We start from the raw sequence: 18,584 nt of genomic DNA, 5'->3' as shown, positions 1-18,584 counted from the left end.
GAGGAAAAAATGGCTAAAGAGAAAAAGAAAAAGGCTGCAGGATATGACAAGTATGTGGACTGGAAACTTTTTATCTTTCCGGTAGTGCTTTTATTCTTGATACTGCTTTTGCCGACGCCATATGGAATGAAGGATGTTGGTACTGAATACGAGGTGGGGCCGAAATTTGTTGTAAATTTTTTAACCCAGGAACTTTTCAATATAAAAAGTTCGGAGGCGCCACAATGGAAGATTCTGTGCGCCCGGATGATGGAAAAAAGTATGCGGATTGGGTCTTTAAATAAGGACCGCTTTATTAAAAGGGATATAAAATGGTGTAAAAAATATAAAATACCGGTTGATGAAAATAATTTTAAAAAAGTGCAAAATTATATCACGGAAAATGTCACACCTGAAGCCTTTAATAAAATTATGAAACAATCCGTGAGTTATAGAAAAGATAAACTCAAATATGAAGATTTGACCGGCAAGGATAAAAAAGCGGCCGACAAAGGCGCCTGGCATATAAAGGTGGCCATTGCCATGGGTGTTTTTGTTGTTTTTTGCTTTATCACCGAGTGTATCCCCCTGCCGGGAGTCGCTTTTTGTATCGGATTGATTCTTGTTTTTACAGGCGTGGTTTCAAGAAAACAGGTTGCAATGCTCTATTGGAGTGACGCTTGCTGGTTTATTATGGGAAGTTTGATGTTTGCCGCCGCTTTTGTGAGAACAGGTGTTGACAAGAGGGTTTGCCTGGCCATATTCAGAAAGCTGGCTGTTCCCAATGTCAGATGGATTACCCTGATATTTTTTGTCATAATATCGCCTTTGGCGGCTTTTATTTCCGACCATGCCCTGGCCGCCATGTTTCTTCCTATCGGCATGCTTCTTTATCAAAACAGCCTGACAAAAGATGTGCCGGAAGATCCCGAACTGGCAAAAATGCTGATGATTGCTATTGCCATGGCATGTAACATCGGAGGACCCGGCGCTCCGTCCGGAGGGGCCAGAAATGTTATTATGATGACCTACCTTACCGATATGTTCGGTTTTGATATAGGATATTTTCAGTGGGTAACATACTGTTTCCCTTTGGTTATTATTATGATCCCGATTACCTGGTTAATAGTGAACTGGCGCTTTAAACCACAAATTACCTCCCTTGCTCCGGCCATGCAGCATCTGAAGGGTGAAATAGGCAAGATGGGGGGGTGGAACAAAAAGCAAATCTGGGCGCTGATTATATTCATTATTATGGTATACGGCTGGTTCACTGAAAAAATCTTTTATCAGATAGGTATCTATCCGGTCCGCCTCGGGATCGGCGTAATTGCAGTGGCAGGCGCTGTGGCCTATCTTCTTGCCGGAGTGGTTAACTGGAGAGATTACCAGGAAAAGGTTGACTGGGGTGTAGTCTGGCTTTATGCCGGAGCAATTATTTTCGGAAGAGTTTTAGACAGTACCGGAGCCGCGTATTGGCTGGCAAGAACGGTTATTGATTTCCTTGCTCCGCTGGGAATGGATTCGGGACTTCCCCTTATGGCGATTTCAAACGGCCTGACATCAGTGCTTACCAACCTGATGGCGGACGGTCCCGCAGCGGCAGCGGTTGGTCCCATTGCACTTAACATGGCCGGTCTGGTTCATCCCGGTTCCACCTATCTGCCCTTTATGGCCATGTCCACAGCCATAGCCTCTTCTTTTGCCTATTGTTTGATTATCGGCACACCGCCAAACGCGATTGTATATGCCAGCGGCTATCTTGAGCCTAAGGATTACTTAAGGGTGGGAATTCCCATATGGTTTGTTGTCAATATACTGCTTCTCCTTCTCACCGGAATTTACTGGACTTTCAGAGGGTTCGGAGGTTTGCCGGGTTTTTAATGCCGGGCAGTCAAGTGAAGGGCAGGATTTTTTTAAGCCCTTCACTTTTTAACCGTTTAGTTTAACAGGAGTTTTTAACCATGGAAGATAGCTGCACGGAAAATATTTGCAAAAGAAACAAGGTAGTCTTGTACAAGGACGGAAAAATATATTTCAGCAAAAAAACAGAGCGAAAGATTTTTTTTGTATTAACAATCATTATGCTTATATCGGGCATTTTTGCGAAATTGGACTTATTTTAGACTTATTTTAAACAAAGGTTAAACCTATGCCGGGAACAGAAAAATTCACCTTTCGATTTTATTTTTCGACTTTGAATCAAGTGCTGGAAAAGCCCAAAAAATTTTTCAGTACGCTTCCGCAGGAATCGGGATTTAAAAAACCACTTGCTTTTCTGTCTGTTTCAAGCCTTTTTTTTGCAGTAGCCTGTACAGTTAGCGGCATGTGCCAAAATCCTTTTTTGACAGGCTCAATATTCTTGATAAACGCTATCGGTATGGTCTTTATTTCAGCGGGCATCGGCTACATGGCGATGACCATGATTATGGAAAGAAATGTTACATTTACGAGGTTTTTCAGTATTTACGCGTTCTCTGCCGGAGTTACTCTTCTTGCTTCATGGATTCCTTTTTTTATCTGGCTGACAGAACCCTGGAAATGGTGGCTCATAGGAACCGGCCTGACAAAAGCTTGCGGGTTTAGCTGGAAACAGGCTTGCCTTGTCATAGGAGTTTCCATAGTTATTCTGGTTTTATTTTTCAAGTCGCTGATTCCTGTAATATTTTATGTTCGTTCGCTTTATCTTGATTTTAATAGTTTTTAATGCTTTATGCGGCCCATCTTTTGTGTAACTTATTATAAATAATAATAAATTTAGACTCTTATAAGGAGGCTGAAAAAATGATAAAAAAAATAAAAGTTTTAATGGTTGATGACGAAGAGCAATTTCGAGCAACCACCAAAAAAATTCTCAATAAAAAAGGTTTTGAAACCGTTCTGGCTGACAGTGGAGAGGAAGCCATTGATAAACTTAAAGAAAATCCCGATGTGGTGATCCTTGACATTAAGATGCCGGGAATGGACGGTCACCAGGCCTTAAAAAAAATTAAAAAAATTTCCCCGAACCTTCCGGTAATCATGCTCACCGGACACGGTGCGCTGCCTTCGGCCGAAGAAGCTCTTACCAAAGGGGCGTTCGACTATCTTACAAAGCCTTGCGATATAAATCTGCTTGCGGCAAAGATAACCGATGCCTGCCATCTGTCCAGAACTGATGCGCCTTTGGAAGAAAAAAAGGTCATGGATGTCATGCTCTTGATTGAAGATTATTCAACACTGACTGAAGAGAGCACAGTTAAAGACGCCATTGAGAAATTAGAGGAATCTTTTTCCTCCAAAATTTCAACAAGCCGGCTTATGGAAACGGGGCACCGGTCCCTGTTTGTGCTTGATAATAACGGCGCTTTAACCGGCATCGTAACCATAAAGGACATGCTGAAAAGTATAATGCCGGCATACCTTTCAGCTCCCAAGCCGTCTATGGCGGACAGCATCCAGTATTCACCCATGTTTTGGACAGGTATGTTTTACAAAGAAGTCAAGCAACTGGCCAAAATGAAAGCGGTAGATATAATGTCTCCGGCGCCGCTAACTATTGAAGCTGATGCCAATCTTATGGAAACCGCTTATATGATGGTTGATAATAAGGTACGGAGACTGGCGGTTATGAAATCAGGCAAGTTGGCCGGCACTGTGCGGGAACAGGAACTGTTTTTTGAAATAGCAAAGATATTAGGTGAATGAATCAAAAACGGTTCGATTTATATGAATTGCAAAAACCAGAGGAGGATATATGGCTCATAATACTTTTACAGATGATAGTTATAATAATGGCTGGACATGGAAAAACAGGCCGGGCTATAAGCCTATCCTGTTTACTGTTGCAGCCATACTTTTTGTTGCAATAGTTTTTGCGCCTCCTCCGCAAGGCATGATTGATATGGTAAGCAAGATCAATCCTTCAGGATATAAGCTGGAAAAGGGCTGCGCAACTATTACCGACACGGTTAACAAGAAATTAAGACCCGAATCATTTAAAGAAACAAAGAATCAGGTAAAGCAAGGGGAATCTGCTTCATCGAATAAAAAAAAGCCTCTTTTAAGTAACAGGGAAGTGGCTCAGATGGCCAAGGTTATGGTGGCCATACTCTTTCTGGCCGCCTTTTTATGGGGCACTGAAGCGCTTCCCCTTGGCGCCACGGACATTATGGTCGGAGTTATGCTTTACCTTTTTGTTATTTTGCCGATTAATGAAATATCCAAAGCATATATGAAAGATGCGGTCTTTTTTATCTTTGGAATTCTGGCGGTTGCGGTGGGGGTAGCCAAAACCGGCCTTGATAAAAGAATCGGCCTGATACTTTTAAGCCGGATTAAAAGCGCCAAAGGTTTTTCTTTTTTATTTCTGCCGATGCTGGCAATAGCTGCCAGTTTTTTATCCGAACATGCGTTGGTAGCTCTTCTTATCCCGGTGCTTATGGGTGTTTATAAGGTAACATGTAAAATGTACGGCGTAAAAAAAGACAGGTCGCTTGCTGTTTTTCTTTTATTAGGCGTCTGCTTTGCCGCGAATCACGGTGGGCCCGGTTCTCCGGCGGCAGGGGGGCGAAACGCCATTATGGTCGGTTATTTTATGGAATACGGCGCCAGTATATCATTTTTGGAATGGATGAAATACGGCCTGCCTTTTGTTCCGCTTATGGCGGTTGTTATCGGGGCTTATATGTATATCCGCTGCAAGCCTAAATTCATGGTTAAAGATGTTAATCCCGGCGAGGTAGTCAAGGCCGAAGTGGAAAATATGCCTAAATTCGGCGGAAAAGAAGCTGCAATGGCGGTTATTTTAGTTCTTTTGATCGCGGCCTGGATTCTAATAGGCGAACACGCAGGTCTCGGAGGCCCGACTCTTTACGCGGTGATGGCCATGTTTGTATGCCGGATTGTGGAGTGGGAAGATCTTCAGCAGGGCGTGGCCTTTGATGTGGTCGGCCTTTATGCGGCTGCATGCGCCATGGGTGTAGGCTTGAAATTTACCGGAGGAGCCTTGTGGCTGGCCAACACTTTTGTAAGTCTTCTGCCCGATTTTATGTCTCATGGTGACGGACTGGTTGTGGGTGTCAGCCTTTTGACGGGCACTATGACAAATTTTATGAGTGACGGCGCTACAGTTGCGGCGCTTGGGCCGATAGTTCTTCCGATGGCCACACTTGCCGGAGTTAGTGTCTGGAAAGTAGGACTGGCATGCGCTTATTCCTCTTCTTTTGCAAATTTTCTTGTGGTGGGCACGCCTAATAATGCTATTGCGTTCGGTATGGGGAGGGATCCGGAAACCGGTGAAAGGCTGCTTGATGTACTTGATTTTGTAAAATTCGGTCTTCCGGTAACCATCCTGGCCTGGCTTGTGCTCTGGTTTTGGGCTATATTCGGTTACTGGCAATTTTTGTCATGGTCATGAATAGAATAAAAGGGTTTGGTTATAATTTCGGCCATACGCTGAAGTAGGGGCACGATGCATCGTGCCCCTACCATAAACCATGATCTGATGGCCGATGTTATAACCGAGTCCAAATAAAAGGATAAAAAAGGCTGTTTTCAATGGAAATCTATGTGAGAAAATCTTTATACAGAAAACTTCAAAAAAGGATCATTATGATAACGCTGCTGGTCTGTTTTATTCCCTTGATCCTGCTCGGCGGAATAATCTATTATCAATTTGCAAATGTGTATAAGGAAAAAATCGAAGACCAGATAAAATATCGAGCCAAAGCTCAATCCGATACCGTGAAAATATTCTTAAAGGAAAGAACAAGCATACTCACCACTATCGTAGATACCAATAAATTTGATTTTTTAAAACAACAGCCTAACCTTTCCCATGTGTTTGAAGTGATAAACCGTCGCGCGGGTAATCTCGGCATAGTTGACTTGGGAATTATCAATAGTTCCGGTCAACATCTTGCTTATGCCGGACCATATAATCTGAAAGGCTTAAATTATGCGGAGCAACCATGGTTTAATGAGGTAATGACAAAAGGGACTTATATCAGCGATGTATTTATGGGGTTTCGGAAAATGCCTCATTTTATCATTGCCGTCAGGGGATATGACAAAAACGATAACTGGATATTAAGGGCCACAATCGATTCTGATATTTTTAACCAGCTTGTCAAAATCGCACAAACAGGAAGATCAGGCGATGCCTATATTATAAACAAAAAAGGAATTTATCAAACAGTTCCACGCTTTACCGGTAAAATTTTAGAAAATTCCGGGTTGGATATAACCACCCTGGGAGAAGAAGCCTCTTTTGCAGAAAATAAAAATACCGATGGCAAAGCAAAATATTATGCCGGCGCATGGTTGAAAAATAATGAATGGCTGCTTGTGATAAGCCAGGAAATCGGCAAAGAGATGAGCGGGTTGCTTGCAACCCGGAATTTAGTAGTATGTATTATCGTTTTTGGTTGTTTGGCAATAGTAATAACCACTGTTTTTACAACCCGGATAACGTTAAATCGTCTGGCGGAAGCGGATAAGGGGATAAGCGAACTGAATGCCCAACTTGTTCAGTCGGACAAACTGGCGGCGCTTGGAAAAATGGCAGCCGGAATTGCCCATGAGGTTAATAATCCACTTGCGGTTATAGGCGAAAAAGCAGGATGGATGAAGGATTTGCTGGAAGATGAAGAATTTCAGGAAAGTGAGAGTTTTAAAGAGTATTTGACTTCAATTGAAAAAATTGAGCATCATGTGGAAAGGGCCAGAAAGATAACCCATAATATGCTTGGTTTTGCAAGAAGGATGGAACCACACCTGGACGACGTTGATGTGAATGAAGTTTTAATTCAAACAGTAGAACTACTGGAAAGCCATGCCCGGGTAAACAATATTGACATTCAAAAAGACTTGCAGGAAGATTTGCCTGTTATCGCAAGTGATCAATCCCAGCTTCAGCAGGTCTTTATGAATTTGATCAATAATGCTATAGATGCGATAGGTTCAAACGGAATGATTGAGATGAAAACCAGGGCGGTAGATTCTAAAATCAAAATCAGCATAAAGGATAACGGAGAGGGTATCCCGGCAGAACAGCAAAAAAAAATTTTTGATCCGTTTTTCACGACCAAAGCAGCAGGCAAGGGAACCGGTCTCGGTTTGTCCGTCAGTTTCAGTATCATAGAAAAGCTGGGCGGCTCAATAACGTTGGAAAGCAAAAAATCGGAAGGAACTACTTTTCATGTAACACTGCCGGTTGTTATTCCGGAAAAAAAGTAATTTAAAGGAGGGAATATTGCGATGAATACATTCAGAGTATTAGCTATTGATGATGAGGTTGATTTTCTGGAAACAATTGTGAATCGACTGAAAAAAAGAAAACTGGATGCAGTCGGTGTTACAAGTGGCGAGGAGGGATTAAAACTTCTTGATGAGCAATTATTTGATGTGATTTTACTTGATATTAAAATGCCGGGCGGAATTGACGGGATTGAAGCGCTAAGAGAGATAAAAAAAATTCAGCCCATAGCAGAAGTAATTTTATTTACCGGACATGCTTCAGTGGAGACCAGCATTGAAGGAATGCGGCTTGGAGCTTTTGACTACCTGCTTAAGCCTGTAAAATTTGAAGATCTTTTGCAGAAAATGGCGTCGGCATTTGAAAAAAAGGACTCCCATGAACAAAAAATACGCAACGCCAAAATCAAAGACCTGATCCGCCATCCCGGCAGGGTTTTTGACCAGGATTGATTGTCAAATATAATAAAATAGTCGTGGCTATATACAATAGATAACCATTTAAAACTTCTGTCCGGCAACTTTGCGGTGATGCTTTACTTATGGTTGGGACCCACTCAAAAATAATTTTTTTGAGTGGGCCCCAAGTGGGGAACCCCTGTGAAGGAACAGTACAAAATTTTAATAGCAGACCGTAACCCGCATGTTCGTGAGTTTTTAAAACGCGAAATGGAGGCTGAGGGGTATGATGTTCGCCTGGCAAAAAACGGCCGAGAGGTTTTAACGTGGGCATATCATCAAGAGCAGATAGATCTGTTGATATTGGATTTGAACTTGCCGGATGAGAACGAATTGCGCATACCGGAAAAGCTTCAGGATCGTATTCCTGCATTGCCTGTGGTTGTCCACGGTTTTTTTTCGGATTATGCCGATCAACCGGATATTTTCAATAAAACATCGGTGTTTTTTGTTGAAAAAAAGGGGAATAGTGTTGAACGTTTGAAGCAGTTAGTTTCTGATATTCTTCAAGACAGTGATCAAGTCTGCTTGTAACTTTTGGCTACTCTGCATCCAGACCCGCCGACACTATGAACACGCCGATGAGTTGTCAGAATATATTCAAGAAAGGAAGCAACGTTTTTGGCAACATAATGTACGCCGGCCCGCCGGGCAAGACATGGATCTGCTTTAAACTGAAGTTTCTGACGAAATTAAGCCTTGAGCCAGTCCTAACATTAAGATAATATAGGTAATACTGAGTAATTGATTGGATTTAAGGTGTGAAAACGTAGGCATGTAAAAAAGCAGATAGATATAAAAATATCTTGACATAAGTGCAAATATGCGCTAAGTAAAGCGATGCATATCGCCACAATACCAAATCGCAACTCGCCACAGGCCATTTTGCTCCGCGAAAGTAAAGTGGACCCGATGTCAAGGGCAGCTTTTATGTTTTTTTAAGGTGTGTCCATCTTTAAGATATTCTCATTCTAATACTTTAATTATATTTTAGATATAAGGCTATTGAACAATGAGTTTTTATTATTTGTATAACATTTTTAAATAATAATATATTTTTTGGTTAGTTTTTTATGTGGTGAATCAAGGGAGGATTAACCTGGGGTGTCCAAAAACTCAGTTTTGTGGCTACTTTTTTTGCTCAACTTTTGGCCCTATCATGAGTGCGATTAATATCTTGGCACATTGTTGGGGTCATGAAATGCAGCATTAAAATTATCTTCCCCAACCAAATCCCGGCATTCTTTGCACTCCTGCCATATCCCTGAATGGCTGTTATTGTAATGAAAATGGCAGAGACCCTCGTGTTCGTGATGGTATTGGCAATAATCTCCACCTTTTATAGATGCAAAAGAAGTGTCACAGCAAATCCATTGGTCACAACATTTTGTTTTTATTAAAGGAACAGAATCGTTTCCACAAAAGCTACAATGTTTGCCAGGGATTATTTTTACTTGCAATCTATCATATGTCATTCAGGCATCTTCAATCTTATGGGCCCAATAATGCCGAATATAATAACCGTGCCGCAGCTTAATAAGCATTTGTTTAACCACATTCAAATATAAATAATGGGTATTATCAACATGTTAATGCTTTGTTTATAAATGGAGCAAATTGACATACATAACTTATATTCTGAAAGGGGGGGGGAAATCCTGAGCAAGCTAATTATGGGGATTTAGACACCCCAGTTCTGGCGACCGTAAACGGAGTCGACATAAAAAAGGCACAACTTGATCGAACAGTAACAGAATATAAAAAAAGGGCAAAACAAAACAATGTTTCAAACAAAGAAAAGGAAAAACTGCTTAAAAATCTTATTCGCCGCCAGTTGATACTGACTAATAAAGCCGCTCAAGCGCTGAAAAAAGAGCCACAGATAGTTGAACTGCTTAAAAGGTTTGAAGATGACCTGATTGTCACTCGTTTCCTTAAAATTAATATGGGAAAACGGCTCAAGGTGAGTGATGATGAGATAAAAGAATATTATACTCAAGTTTTCGAAAAATAGTTCCTGTAAAAATTGACATCTGGCATATTTTTTGCTATGCGGCCTTTTTTATAGGAGCAGTAACATCCCCATTAATAACAACTAACTCTTTGTATTTCTTACGATTGCGGTTCATGTTAGCCCTGCTGAATTCAACCAGTTTGTTAACGAAATCCTCATTGGATTGTACTCGCAAGACAAACGCTTCCAAATTTTCGTTTTGCGCTCGGCGAACTATTGAAGGAATCGTTAATGGTTCCTTTGGCAGTTTTCCAACAGTGCATTGCTTGTAATTCTCCAAATGGAGGAGGAAGTCAATCCAGGACACCAGGTACAACGCTAGTGTTGCGCCTTGTTCACTCCTGATAGTGGCTCCCTCCATATCGGACAACTGCTTTGCATTCTTGAAAAACTCCTCAATAACCCAGCGGTGGCTATAAACAGAAATGATTTTGGTGGCTTCCCAGGTGAGACAATTGGTGAGGAGATACTTGATGGTTTGAGTGGCAGGGTCGTGACTTTCAACTATTCGATGTTTGCCAGGTATGGCATTCAAGCGAACTGTTGAAGCCTTGGTTATGTAAAGTGCTTTTTCCTTTTGACCTGTTTCCGGGTCGGCAGGAAATCCACAACGAACAAAGGTTGTTATTTTTTCAAAATATTTTGCTAATCCAACAAGATCGTATTGATATTTTGCTAATCGTCCCTTTGGAGTTAACTTTGGTTCTTTGCATGATTCTCTTATCTTGAGATTAGCTTTTATCTCAAGCACATAGTCAAGATTAAGCCGATTAAGCTCCTTGATAAATGGCGATATTCCAAACCAGGAGTCGGCAAGAACAATACACTTTGGAAACCCTTTTAATATGGCCCACTCCATCATTTCTACTGCAAGATCATATTTGGTTATGCAGTCACACCGTTTACCGCGTTGCCAAGGCATAAGAGTACCGGTTCCCTTGTGATATACTCGAAAAGCAATGGGGAATTTGATAAGTGCCCCATCACTATAATAGAGGAAAACAATGCAAGTTGCTTTTAAATTGGTTCCAAGTGCATGATCGAACAATATGAAAACACCATGAATCCATTTACAAAATTTGGTATGATGTTTCATGGTATCATCTATGATGAAATAGCCATGAGAAATTTTGTATGTGTTGAGTGTCTGAAGCAAATAGAGCATTTGCAATTCATCTGTACAAATTTTTGCATTCGAAAAAAGATAGGAAAGTGTGCTCACTGCTTTCTCTTTCAGCAACATACAGCTAATTTCAGTAAGATGTAGACGTGACCCTAATATTAATGCTGTAGCAACCAAGGTAAAGTCATACATCTGGGCATTCGTCAGTGCGGGTTGAAGAAAAGAGAGACCACTTACAACAAAACCAAGCCGTTTGGCACATGGAATTTTCATTTGTTCTCCTTGATGTATATGTGAGAAAAAAAATGAACCAAACTATTTTGACACGTTTTGTTAATTTTGTCTACTATTATTTTTCGAAAACTTGAGATTATAATAAAAATCGTCATAACTTTGAAATCCCGCCCAAAGTGGAGGCGCGGCATATTTTGCTAAGATCCAAAAAAGAGGCTGAAAAGACTCTTGCAGATCTGAAAAATGGAGCTGATTTCATTGCAACTTGCAAAGGAACGTTCCATAGATCTGCCCATGGCTCTTGAAGGGGGACAAATGGGCACTATTGAGAGGGGTAAATCCCTGCCTGAGATAGAGGATATTCTCTTTACACTTGAACCGGGTAAATTCAGTCAAATAGTAACAACCAGGTTTGGTTTCCATATCCTCAGGGTGGATAAAATAATACCCCAGAATTTTAAACCGCTTGCTAAGATTCAAATAGTGTAACGCCTTACCCCCGAATCAATGACAAAATAATGTAACGCCTTGGCTGGATTTTATCCCGCCGCTTATCCAGCTGAAATTTAAAAAAGTACCCAGCTTATCCCGCCGCATTACCCGGCTTTTGAAATTATACTTGCAACGATCAAAATAACATGTTATCTGTCGAAAAAATTCGAAAAAGCTAAATTTACAGGATTTGCACTTTGTCTCCAATTGGAGACATTTTCTTTTTGTAGCCGCATTAATTACTCCTAAGTATTTTATTTCATTGGATAAATATTAACTGCCTTATGTTTTTCATTTTAGCGCTCTATGGCTAAAAATGAAATTTTATTTGATCGTTACAATATTTTTCTAACCGACTGATTTCACAAAAGATAAAGATCCTACCTTGAAAAGGACCTCGAAAAAAAGCGTTACAGTATTTGAATACTTATCAACCGCTTGAAAAAGTTAAAAAAGAAATTAAAAGAACACTCTTGAGAAAAAAAGAAATAAAAGCCTTTAATGAAATGACATCCAGGCTTAAGAAGGAAGCAGATATTCAAATTCATAAAGAACGTTTATAAAAACCCGGCAAATCCTTCCCGATTATATTTCAACTCAGGAATGGCCTTGAAATGTGAGGGAAAAAAATCATGAAAAAAAGAATAACATATCATTGTTTTTATTTACCTTTGTTTTGCGTCATATTTAAAACTCCGATATAAGGAATATGGCGAAGACATGTTGGCTGCAAAAAATTTTGTTTTTTTTTTAGGATTTTTTATCGTGCACCAGTTCAGTATACTTGGCGTAGATTTGGTCTCGAGTGATATTGAGTTCTTTTTCCGTATCGCGCACAGAAACATTTGCCAGCATGAAAACTTCATGTGACGGGAAGATGCCAAAGTAGTCGTCTGCAAAGACAATCAATTTGTTCCGATTGATGACCTTAAGCTTTCGGCGGTACATCTGCCAGGTCCCTGGTTTGCCCAAGGCTTCCAATTTAAGTTGATCTTGCTGCCATTTCAGGAAAGCAGTAGTGAGAGCTTTCATGGCCATGGTCATATATGCTTGAACATAAACCCCTTCCTTTGTTTTTTTAGGCGGGTGTTCAAAGTGCCAGTTTTGTTTAACCTCACGGAAGAGTCTATTTTCCATGAGGCTTCGGTCGTCATAGCGGTCAAAAGTTATGAAGGGATCTTTTACGTCGATGTTGGTTATGAAAACGACCTGCTTATCGGGCGGGGGAACCTGGTTGTCCCACTTTTTGACAACGACTGCATTGAGAGGAATGGGTTCATAGTTTTTTTTAGTAGTATTGGCTTTGGAGCCTTTTGGGTTGAACCAGTCACACGTCATAAGGTCAGGTATTGCCATCAAAGTGGTTTGTACTTTTTCAATATAGCGTTTTTTGCCGTAACCACGAGGCACTGAAATCTCACGGGTTACAGGAGGAAGGCTGGCATGATCTAACGCCAACTGACGAGCATCCTTGGCGGCTTCCATATTTCTTTTCAAAGGAATAGCAAACTCAATGCCCTGCAGATCAATTTCGTAGAGAACCTTCCCGTCGAGGAATCCGCGGTCGAGCACCAGCGAGTCAATTATGCTGAACGGTTTTACATTTGTTTTGGCCTGTTCTAACACTGCAAGGACATGGCGATTGTCCGGTTTTTCAATAGTATCGATCTTGATAGCCAGAGGTATGCCGGTTTCTATTTCATAAATGGCCCATACCTTCCAGCCATAAAGTGAAATTTTGACCTCTTTGAGTTCACCATTGTTCCGGCGGCCGCGGGCTTTGACCTTGCGTTTAAGACTGACTTTACCACAGCCCTCGAACTTGGCGGTGGTTTCATACAAAGTGCAATCACAGGAACCTTTTATGATTTTCGGGAAAAGTCCCTGTTTGGCCAATTGTTGAATGCAGCGATTGAAAAAATTTTCAATAATGTCCTGCAGATAATTGAAGAAGGAATCAAACAAGGTAGCCTCATCCATGGCATAGACCACGTTCATTTCGTGGCGATGAAAAAGGTAGTCTGCAACCTTGCCGTCATTCCGCTCTGCGGTGTGCCAAAAAAGTCGTTTACAGAGTGTGTCTTGTAATTGTTCCCTCGAAGCCATGCAAAATATTAAGTACAAATCGGAGGGCATGTCAAATGGGAGGTCGTCAAATCCTCAATAATTTCAAGTAGTTATGGACAATTTTCATTTGACGCATACCCCTCCCTGGTTTGTATATGATTGTGCACTCACGCCCTCCTGAGCGCCTGAGAACAGCATTGTATGGCAAATTAAAAAACGCGGTGCAAAATCAATATGTTGAATTTTTTTTAAAAAAATGCAATTTTTTTCGATCCTTATATCGGAGTTTTAGAATCCATTATTCATATTGGCATAATTGTTGCCGTTATGATACTTACAAAGCTTATACCGCTTTAAATTCAAAATAATAAATATAACCCTTGACAACAATCATGTAAATTTGCAGAAAAATTAAAAAAACCTCAAGTTTAAACTTGTCGCTCCAAAAAAACATATGCCTGAAATCATGCAAAAAGAAATACCGCGGCTGGCGCTGGAAGATTATCATAAAGAGCAGGCGATCCTGGATAAAAACCTGTCGGTTGAGTTCATGAAGCAGTCCAGGTTCTATCCTTTTGAGCTGAAAGATAACAGATTGCGAATCGTAATGGCCGATCCGTATGATTTTTACACCATAGATGCCATCCAGCTAGCTTTTGGATTTGAGCTGGATATCTTTATCGGCCAGGAGGATGAGATCCTGGAGGCCATAGAAACCGGGTATGGTGCCGGAGCCCAGTCCGTGGAAAAGATAATCGAAGAGATGGACAAAACTAATGGCGGAGATTTCTCTGCAATGGATGAGGATATCAACCATCTCAAGGACCTGGCTTCCGAGGCTCCGATAATAAAACTGGTCAACAAAATCATTACCAGGGCCGTGGAAATGATGGCCAGCGATATTCATTTTGAGCCCTTTGAAAAGGATTTCAAGATAAGATACAGGATTGACGGCGTGCTGCTTGACGCCGAGTTTCCACCCAAACGTCTTCAGGCTGCAATAATATCAAGGGTTAAAATCATTGCCAAAATGAATATTGCGGAAAGACGTCTGCCCCAGGACGGAAGAATCAAACTTAGAATTGCGGGCAAGGAGATCGACTTCCGGGTATCGACGGTGCCGACGCTCTTTGGTGAAAGCCTGGTGATGAGAATCCTGGACCGGGAGTCGCTGGTGCTCGACTTTGTGGAACTCGGCTTTCCCGATGCTGTCTTGACCAGCTACAACAAGCTGATAGAACAGCCTTACGGCATCATCCTCGTTACCGGCCCTACCGGCAGCGGAAAAACCACCACCCTGTATGCTTCGCTTTCAAAATTGAATTCCGCTGAAAAAAAAATCATCACCGTTGAAGATCCTGTCGAATATCAGCTTAAGGGGATAAACCAGATCCAGATAAATCCAAAAATCGGTTTAACCTTTGCGAGCGGTCTCAGGTCTATTGTGCGCCAGGATCCCGACATTATCCTGATCGGGGAGATAAGGGATATTGAAACCGCTGAAATCGCAATCCAGTCCGCTTTGACCGGCCATCTTGTTTTCAGCACCCTGCATACCAATGATGCCACCGGCGCAATCGCACGAATGGCCGAAATGGGGGTCGAGAATTACCTGCTTACATCAGCCCTGTCAGGCGTTCTGGCCCAAAGACTGGTCAGGAGAATTTGTCCCCATTGCAAAGAGGCCTATCATCCGGCGGAAAGTATGCTGGCTGAGATAGGGATCAATAAAAACAAAGCCGATGATATTATTTTTTTCCGCGGCCGGGGATGTGAGCAATGCCGGCATACCGGTTATATCGGGAGAGTGGCGATCCTGGAATATCTGGCAGTTGATGATGATATCAAGAAAGAGATCATGTTAAAATCGAATCTGGACAAAATCAGGGCGATAGCGATCGATAAAGGGATGACAACCCTTAGAAAACAGGGTCTGGAAAAAGTGAAAGCCGGATTGACCACCATCCCCGAAGTATTGAAGGCAACCCTGAAAGAGAGTTGAAAAAGGAAGCTATTGTGCCTATTTATTCATACCGGGCCACAAACAGCGCTGGAGAAATTATTGAAGGATCGATGGATGCCGGCAGCGAAAAGGATCTTGTCGGACGTCTTCATAAACTGGGATATATTCCCATAAGAATAAAACATTTTGAAGAGGGCAAGGCCGAAATAAACAGCTTTATGGCTCTCTTTAACCGGGTCTCCAGTCAGGACGTAATGTACTTTACCCAGGACATCTCCACTCTATTGAATGCCGGGCTTCCGATAGACAAAAGTCTTGCAATACTCGTTGATATTACAGAAAATAAAAAATTTCAGGGTATTATCAAAGATATCCTGAAAAATGTGCAGGGAGGAAGTTATTTATCGGATGCCCTGGGAAAATATCCGGATATTTATTCTCCGCTTTATGTTAATATGGTCAGAGCCGGAGAAGCAGGGGGCGTGCTGGAACTGATATTAGGAAAACTGGCCGAGTTTTTAAAAAATTCCCAGGAGCTGCTGGATTATATCAAATCCGCGATGGTCTATCCTCTTTTGCTGTTTTTTGTCGGCGGCATCTCCATGATTATCCTCCTCACTTTTGTAATACCAAGGTTTTCGGTTATTTTTGCCGATATGGGCCAGGCCATCCCTGCGTCGGCAGCCCTGCTGCTTGGTTTAAGCGCTATATTAAGGATATATTGGTGGCTTATCATATTGCTCCTGGGCGCAGCCTTTTTCCTGTTCAAAAGATATATCAACACCACTGAAGGGAGGCTGAATTTTCATACGACTCTTTTTAAACTGCCTATGGCAGGAAAAATCATCAAAGACCTGGAAGTGGCCAGGTTTTCAAGAACGCTAGGAACCCTGATCAAAAGCGGAGTGCCGATTCTTGAGGCCCTCAGGCTGGTTAAAGATATTATCGGCAACAGATTTATTGCAGGCTCCATGGATAAAATTTATGAGCAGGTAAAAGAAGGAGAAAGGTTATCCAAACCGCTGAAAGAGAGCAATATTTTCCCAACCCTGGCCGTGCAGATGGTAACAGTCGGGGAAGAGACCGGCCGGCTCGATGAACTTCTGCTCAAGATAGCGAATAATTATGACGGCGTAGTCAGAAATATGGTACAAAGGTTGATCAGCCTCCTGGAACCGGCTATGATTCTTGTCATGGGCCTGGCAATCGGTTTTATCGTGATCTCCATGCTTATGGCGATCTTCAGCGTAAATGATATGCCGTTTTGAATTACGAATCACCGCCCGGAGTCAACGTATGCAAAGGGATAACCTTTTTTTCCTGTACAGAGCATTACAGGTTTATTGACAAAGTACCCCGTTTGTGCCACACTATTAAGTATAAATGGAGGTGAATTATGAGCAAAACAGCAACCATAAGAGCACGGATACAACCCGAGCTTAAAGACAAGGCAGAGTATATATTTCGCAGACTTGGATTGTCCACAACTCAAGCGATTACACTTTTCTATAAGCAGGTCGAGTTGCGGGGTGGGCTTCCTTTTGAAGTCGCAATTCCCAATAAGACCACACGCCGGACATTTGCAAACACCGATGCTGGACGTGATCTGATTCTTTGCGAAGACACTGATGACATGTTTAGAAAACTCGGTATTTGATGCCTGCTCCAGTATTTACTCGCCAGTTTGATAAAGATGTAAAACGGATGCAGAAACGAGGAAAAAAACTTGAAAAAATTAAATTAATCATCCGCTTCTTGATCGAAGAAGAAAGCCTTGATCCTATTCATAGAGACCATAAGTTAATCGGTAACTGGCAAGGGCGTAAAGAGTGCCACATTGAATCCGATTGGCTCCTGATTTACAAGAAAGAGGAAGGCCGCGTCATATTCGAACGTACGGGAACACACTCTGACCTATTCCAGAAATAAAAAGTCAAGGTAAGACGGTGAATGAATTAGAAGGAAATTTAATAGAAATTTATAATGATATTTACCTTCGTTCCCAGGCTCTGCCTGGGAACGAGAGTTTACGTAGGGCACGATGCATCGTACCCTTTCTATAGCGTAAAAAGTTCAGGAGTTATATATGCAAAAAGTATTATACAATAAAAAAGGTTTTACATTAATCGAGATTCTGATTGTAATGGTTATTCTCGGGCTTCTGGCCGCGCTGGTCGGCCCAAAGATGTTCGGCAAGGTAGGTAAATCGAAACAAAAAGCCGCCAAGGCCCAGATCTCACTCCTGGAAACTGCGCTGGATACCTTCCGGCTAGATATGGGCCGCTATCCCACCAGCGAGGAGGGGCTTGAAGCACTAAGGACCAAACCGGCCGATTCCGAAAAATGGGACGGACCTTATATTCCCAAAAAAGTTCCCCTCGATCCCTGGAGTAATCCTTACGAGTATCAATCACCTGGAGAAAATGGCGATTACGATATTATATCTTTCGGAGCCGACGGGACCGCCGACGGCGAGGGTGAAAACAAGGATATTGTCAACTGGAAAAACATCGATGAATGATAAAGGAAAAATATCTTCTCCAGGGTTTACGCTGCTTGAGCTTATTATTGTAATGATAATTATCGGGCTTATGTCGGTTCTGGTGGTTCCGGTAATCGGCGGCAGCCTTTCGAACATGGAATTAAAAACCGCTGCCAAAAAAACCGCATCCGCTCTCAGGTACTGCCGGAACAAGGCTGCAACCCAGAAAACAACTTATATTGCGGGCATAGATTTTGCTGCAAATATTATTTCCGTAGAAAACAAAAAAAAGGCCCCTGAAAAACCGGGAGAAACGGATGAGCCTGATTTAAAAACATATAAACTTCCCGATGGGGTACACATGGAAAAAATCGTATCCGGGGATCAGGAAATCGACAGCGGCAGATTCAAAATTACTTTTTTCCCCAATGGCAGCTGCAGCGGAGGGCTGATTACATTGGCCGGAACCAGGGAAAAGCAATATAATATTAATCTGGATTCCATCACCGGAATTGTTACAATAGTGAATTGACAA

At 41.8% G+C, this 18,584-nt stretch carries 19 protein-coding genes; 16 read left to right on the top strand and 3 right to left on the bottom strand.

All coding sequences use genetic code 11. The features are described 5' to 3' along the window. Positions 1-9: 9 nt before the first annotated feature. The 7 genes from BuS5_RS16415 (at position 10) to BuS5_RS16385 (ending at position 8,208) form a co-directional block, all read left to right on the top strand. Positions 10-1,863 carry an SLC13 family permease gene (locus BuS5_RS16415; RefSeq protein ID WP_027354435.1) on the top strand — a complete coding sequence of 618 codons (1,854 nt, stop codon included), beginning with the start codon at positions 10-12 and terminating at the stop codon, positions 1,861-1,863. Positions 1,864-2,131: 268 nt separating this feature from the next. Continuing rightward, positions 2,132-2,686 carry a YIP1 family protein gene (locus BuS5_RS16410; RefSeq protein ID WP_027354434.1) on the top strand — a complete coding sequence of 185 codons (555 nt, stop codon included), beginning with the start codon at positions 2,132-2,134 and terminating at the stop codon, positions 2,684-2,686. Positions 2,687-2,763: 77 nt separating this feature from the next. Continuing rightward, a complete protein-coding gene (locus BuS5_RS16405; RefSeq protein ID WP_027354433.1) occupies positions 2,764-3,666 on the top strand; it encodes a response regulator in 903 nt (300 codons plus the stop codon). Positions 3,667-3,715: 49 nt separating this feature from the next. After that, positions 3,716-5,377, top strand: a complete 1,662-nt coding sequence (locus tag BuS5_RS16400; protein ID WP_051374948.1) for an SLC13 family permease — start codon at positions 3,716-3,718, stop codon at positions 5,375-5,377. Between the two features lie 140 nt (positions 5,378-5,517). After that, positions 5,518-7,197 (top strand): sensor histidine kinase, encoded by a 1,680-nt coding sequence (locus tag BuS5_RS16395; RefSeq protein ID WP_027354432.1) that lies wholly within the window; start codon positions 5,518-5,520, stop codon positions 7,195-7,197. A 21-nt stretch (positions 7,198-7,218) separates the two neighbouring features. Next, positions 7,219-7,668: a response regulator gene (locus BuS5_RS16390; RefSeq protein ID WP_027354431.1), complete on the top strand. Its 450-nt coding sequence runs from the start codon at positions 7,219-7,221 to the stop codon at positions 7,666-7,668. Positions 7,669-7,815: 147 nt separating this feature from the next. Further along, entirely contained in the window at positions 7,816-8,208 is a 393-nt protein-coding gene (locus tag BuS5_RS16385) for a response regulator (RefSeq protein ID WP_051374943.1), read from the top strand. Positions 8,209-8,843: 635 nt separating this feature from the next. Here BuS5_RS16385 and BuS5_RS16380 read toward each other — a convergent pair. After that, on the bottom strand, positions 8,844-9,149 hold the full coding sequence (locus BuS5_RS16380; protein WP_274427819.1) for a hypothetical protein: 306 nt from the start codon (positions 9,147-9,149) through the stop codon (positions 8,844-8,846). A 359-nt stretch (positions 9,150-9,508) separates the two neighbouring features. Between BuS5_RS16380 and BuS5_RS16375 the strand changes: the two genes are divergently transcribed. Next, positions 9,509-9,688 (top strand): hypothetical protein, encoded by a 180-nt coding sequence (locus BuS5_RS16375; protein WP_274427818.1) that lies wholly within the window; start codon positions 9,509-9,511, stop codon positions 9,686-9,688. A gap of 34 nt (positions 9,689-9,722) precedes the next feature. Here the strand turns inward: BuS5_RS16375 and BuS5_RS16370 are convergent, their stop codons facing one another. Beyond that, positions 9,723-11,084, bottom strand: coding sequence for a transposase (locus BuS5_RS16370; RefSeq protein WP_274427817.1), 1,362 nt, complete (start codon positions 11,082-11,084; stop codon positions 9,723-9,725). Between the two features lie 204 nt (positions 11,085-11,288). Between BuS5_RS16370 and BuS5_RS16365 the strand changes: the two genes are divergently transcribed. Both BuS5_RS16365 and BuS5_RS16360 read left to right on the top strand, forming a co-directional pair. Next, positions 11,289-11,534, top strand: a complete 246-nt coding sequence (locus tag BuS5_RS16365; protein ID WP_274427816.1) for a peptidylprolyl isomerase — start codon at positions 11,289-11,291, stop codon at positions 11,532-11,534. A gap of 422 nt (positions 11,535-11,956) precedes the next feature. Continuing rightward, positions 11,957-12,100, top strand: coding sequence for a hypothetical protein (locus tag BuS5_RS16360; RefSeq protein WP_274427815.1), 144 nt, complete (start codon positions 11,957-11,959; stop codon positions 12,098-12,100). A gap of 187 nt (positions 12,101-12,287) precedes the next feature. On the opposite strand, the gene BuS5_RS16355 is transcribed toward BuS5_RS16360, so the two are convergent. After that, positions 12,288-13,643 (bottom strand): transposase, encoded by a 1,356-nt coding sequence (locus BuS5_RS16355; protein ID WP_274427813.1) that lies wholly within the window; start codon positions 13,641-13,643, stop codon positions 12,288-12,290. Between the two features lie 427 nt (positions 13,644-14,070). Here BuS5_RS16355 and gspE point away from each other — a divergent pair, with 427 nt between their 5' ends. The 6 genes from gspE (at position 14,071) to BuS5_RS16325 (ending at position 18,581) form a co-directional block, all read left to right on the top strand. Next, complete coding sequence (gene gspE, locus BuS5_RS16350; protein ID WP_232223064.1) at positions 14,071-15,606, top strand: type II secretion system ATPase GspE; 1,536 nt, start codon at positions 14,071-14,073, stop codon at positions 15,604-15,606. A 14-nt stretch (positions 15,607-15,620) separates the two neighbouring features. Then, a complete protein-coding gene (locus BuS5_RS16345; protein WP_027354089.1) occupies positions 15,621-16,835 on the top strand; it encodes a type II secretion system F family protein in 1,215 nt (404 codons plus the stop codon). Between the two features lie 128 nt (positions 16,836-16,963). After that, positions 16,964-17,224, top strand: coding sequence for a type II toxin-antitoxin system RelB/DinJ family antitoxin (locus tag BuS5_RS16340; protein ID WP_027354090.1), 261 nt, complete (start codon positions 16,964-16,966; stop codon positions 17,222-17,224). Beyond that, a complete protein-coding gene (locus BuS5_RS16335; protein ID WP_027354091.1) occupies positions 17,224-17,496 on the top strand; it encodes a type II toxin-antitoxin system YafQ family toxin in 273 nt (90 codons plus the stop codon). The genes BuS5_RS16340 and BuS5_RS16335 overlap by 1 nt, the downstream gene beginning before the upstream one ends. 157 nt (positions 17,497-17,653) lie before the next feature. Next, complete coding sequence (gene gspG / locus BuS5_RS16330; protein WP_027354092.1) at positions 17,654-18,088, top strand: type II secretion system major pseudopilin GspG; 435 nt, start codon at positions 17,654-17,656, stop codon at positions 18,086-18,088. Beyond that, positions 18,081-18,581 (top strand): prepilin-type N-terminal cleavage/methylation domain-containing protein, encoded by a 501-nt coding sequence (locus BuS5_RS16325; protein WP_027354093.1) that lies wholly within the window; start codon positions 18,081-18,083, stop codon positions 18,579-18,581. Before gspG ends, BuS5_RS16325 begins: the two co-directional genes overlap by 8 nt. The last annotated feature ends 3 nt before the right edge of the window (positions 18,582-18,584 follow it).

It is taken from the genome of Desulfosarcina sp. BuS5 (genome assembly GCF_028752835.1).
In the GTDB taxonomy this organism is placed as follows: Bacteria; Desulfobacterota; Desulfobacteria; order Desulfobacterales; family BuS5; genus BuS5.
The sequence above is the reverse complement of the archived record's forward strand: the minus strand, read 5'-3'. Positions and strand labels throughout refer to the sequence as shown.

Excerpts from the sequence above, each read along its gene's own strand:
- BuS5_RS16355 (WP_274427813.1), bottom strand. The coding sequence starts at position 13,643 with ATGGCTTCGAGGGAACAATTACAAGACACACTCTGTAAACGACTTTTT.
- BuS5_RS16335 (WP_027354091.1), top strand. The coding sequence starts at position 17,224 with ATGCCTGCTCCAGTATTTACTCGCCAGTTTGATAAAGATGTAAAACGG.
- BuS5_RS16405 (WP_027354433.1), top strand. The coding sequence starts at position 2,764 with ATGATAAAAAAAATAAAAGTTTTAATGGTTGATGACGAAGAGCAATTT.
- BuS5_RS16400 (WP_051374948.1), top strand. The coding sequence starts at position 3,716 with ATGGCTCATAATACTTTTACAGATGATAGTTATAATAATGGCTGGACA.
- BuS5_RS16395 (WP_027354432.1), top strand. The coding sequence starts at position 5,518 with ATGGAAATCTATGTGAGAAAATCTTTATACAGAAAACTTCAAAAAAGG.
- BuS5_RS16415 (WP_027354435.1), top strand. The coding sequence starts at position 10 with ATGGCTAAAGAGAAAAAGAAAAAGGCTGCAGGATATGACAAGTATGTG.
- BuS5_RS16340 (WP_027354090.1), top strand. The coding sequence starts at position 16,964 with ATGAGCAAAACAGCAACCATAAGAGCACGGATACAACCCGAGCTTAAA.
- gspE (WP_232223064.1), top strand. The coding sequence starts at position 14,071 with ATGCAAAAAGAAATACCGCGGCTGGCGCTGGAAGATTATCATAAAGAG.
- BuS5_RS16370 (WP_274427817.1), bottom strand. The coding sequence starts at position 11,084 with ATGAAAATTCCATGTGCCAAACGGCTTGGTTTTGTTGTAAGTGGTCTC.
- gspG (WP_027354092.1), top strand. The coding sequence starts at position 17,654 with ATGCAAAAAGTATTATACAATAAAAAAGGTTTTACATTAATCGAGATT.
- BuS5_RS16325 (WP_027354093.1), top strand. The coding sequence starts at position 18,081 with ATGAATGATAAAGGAAAAATATCTTCTCCAGGGTTTACGCTGCTTGAG.
- BuS5_RS16390 (WP_027354431.1), top strand. The coding sequence starts at position 7,219 with ATGAATACATTCAGAGTATTAGCTATTGATGATGAGGTTGATTTTCTG.
- BuS5_RS16365 (WP_274427816.1), top strand. The coding sequence starts at position 11,289 with ATGGAGCTGATTTCATTGCAACTTGCAAAGGAACGTTCCATAGATCTG.
- BuS5_RS16380 (WP_274427819.1), bottom strand. The coding sequence starts at position 9,149 with ATGACATATGATAGATTGCAAGTAAAAATAATCCCTGGCAAACATTGT.
- BuS5_RS16410 (WP_027354434.1), top strand. The coding sequence starts at position 2,132 with ATGCCGGGAACAGAAAAATTCACCTTTCGATTTTATTTTTCGACTTTG.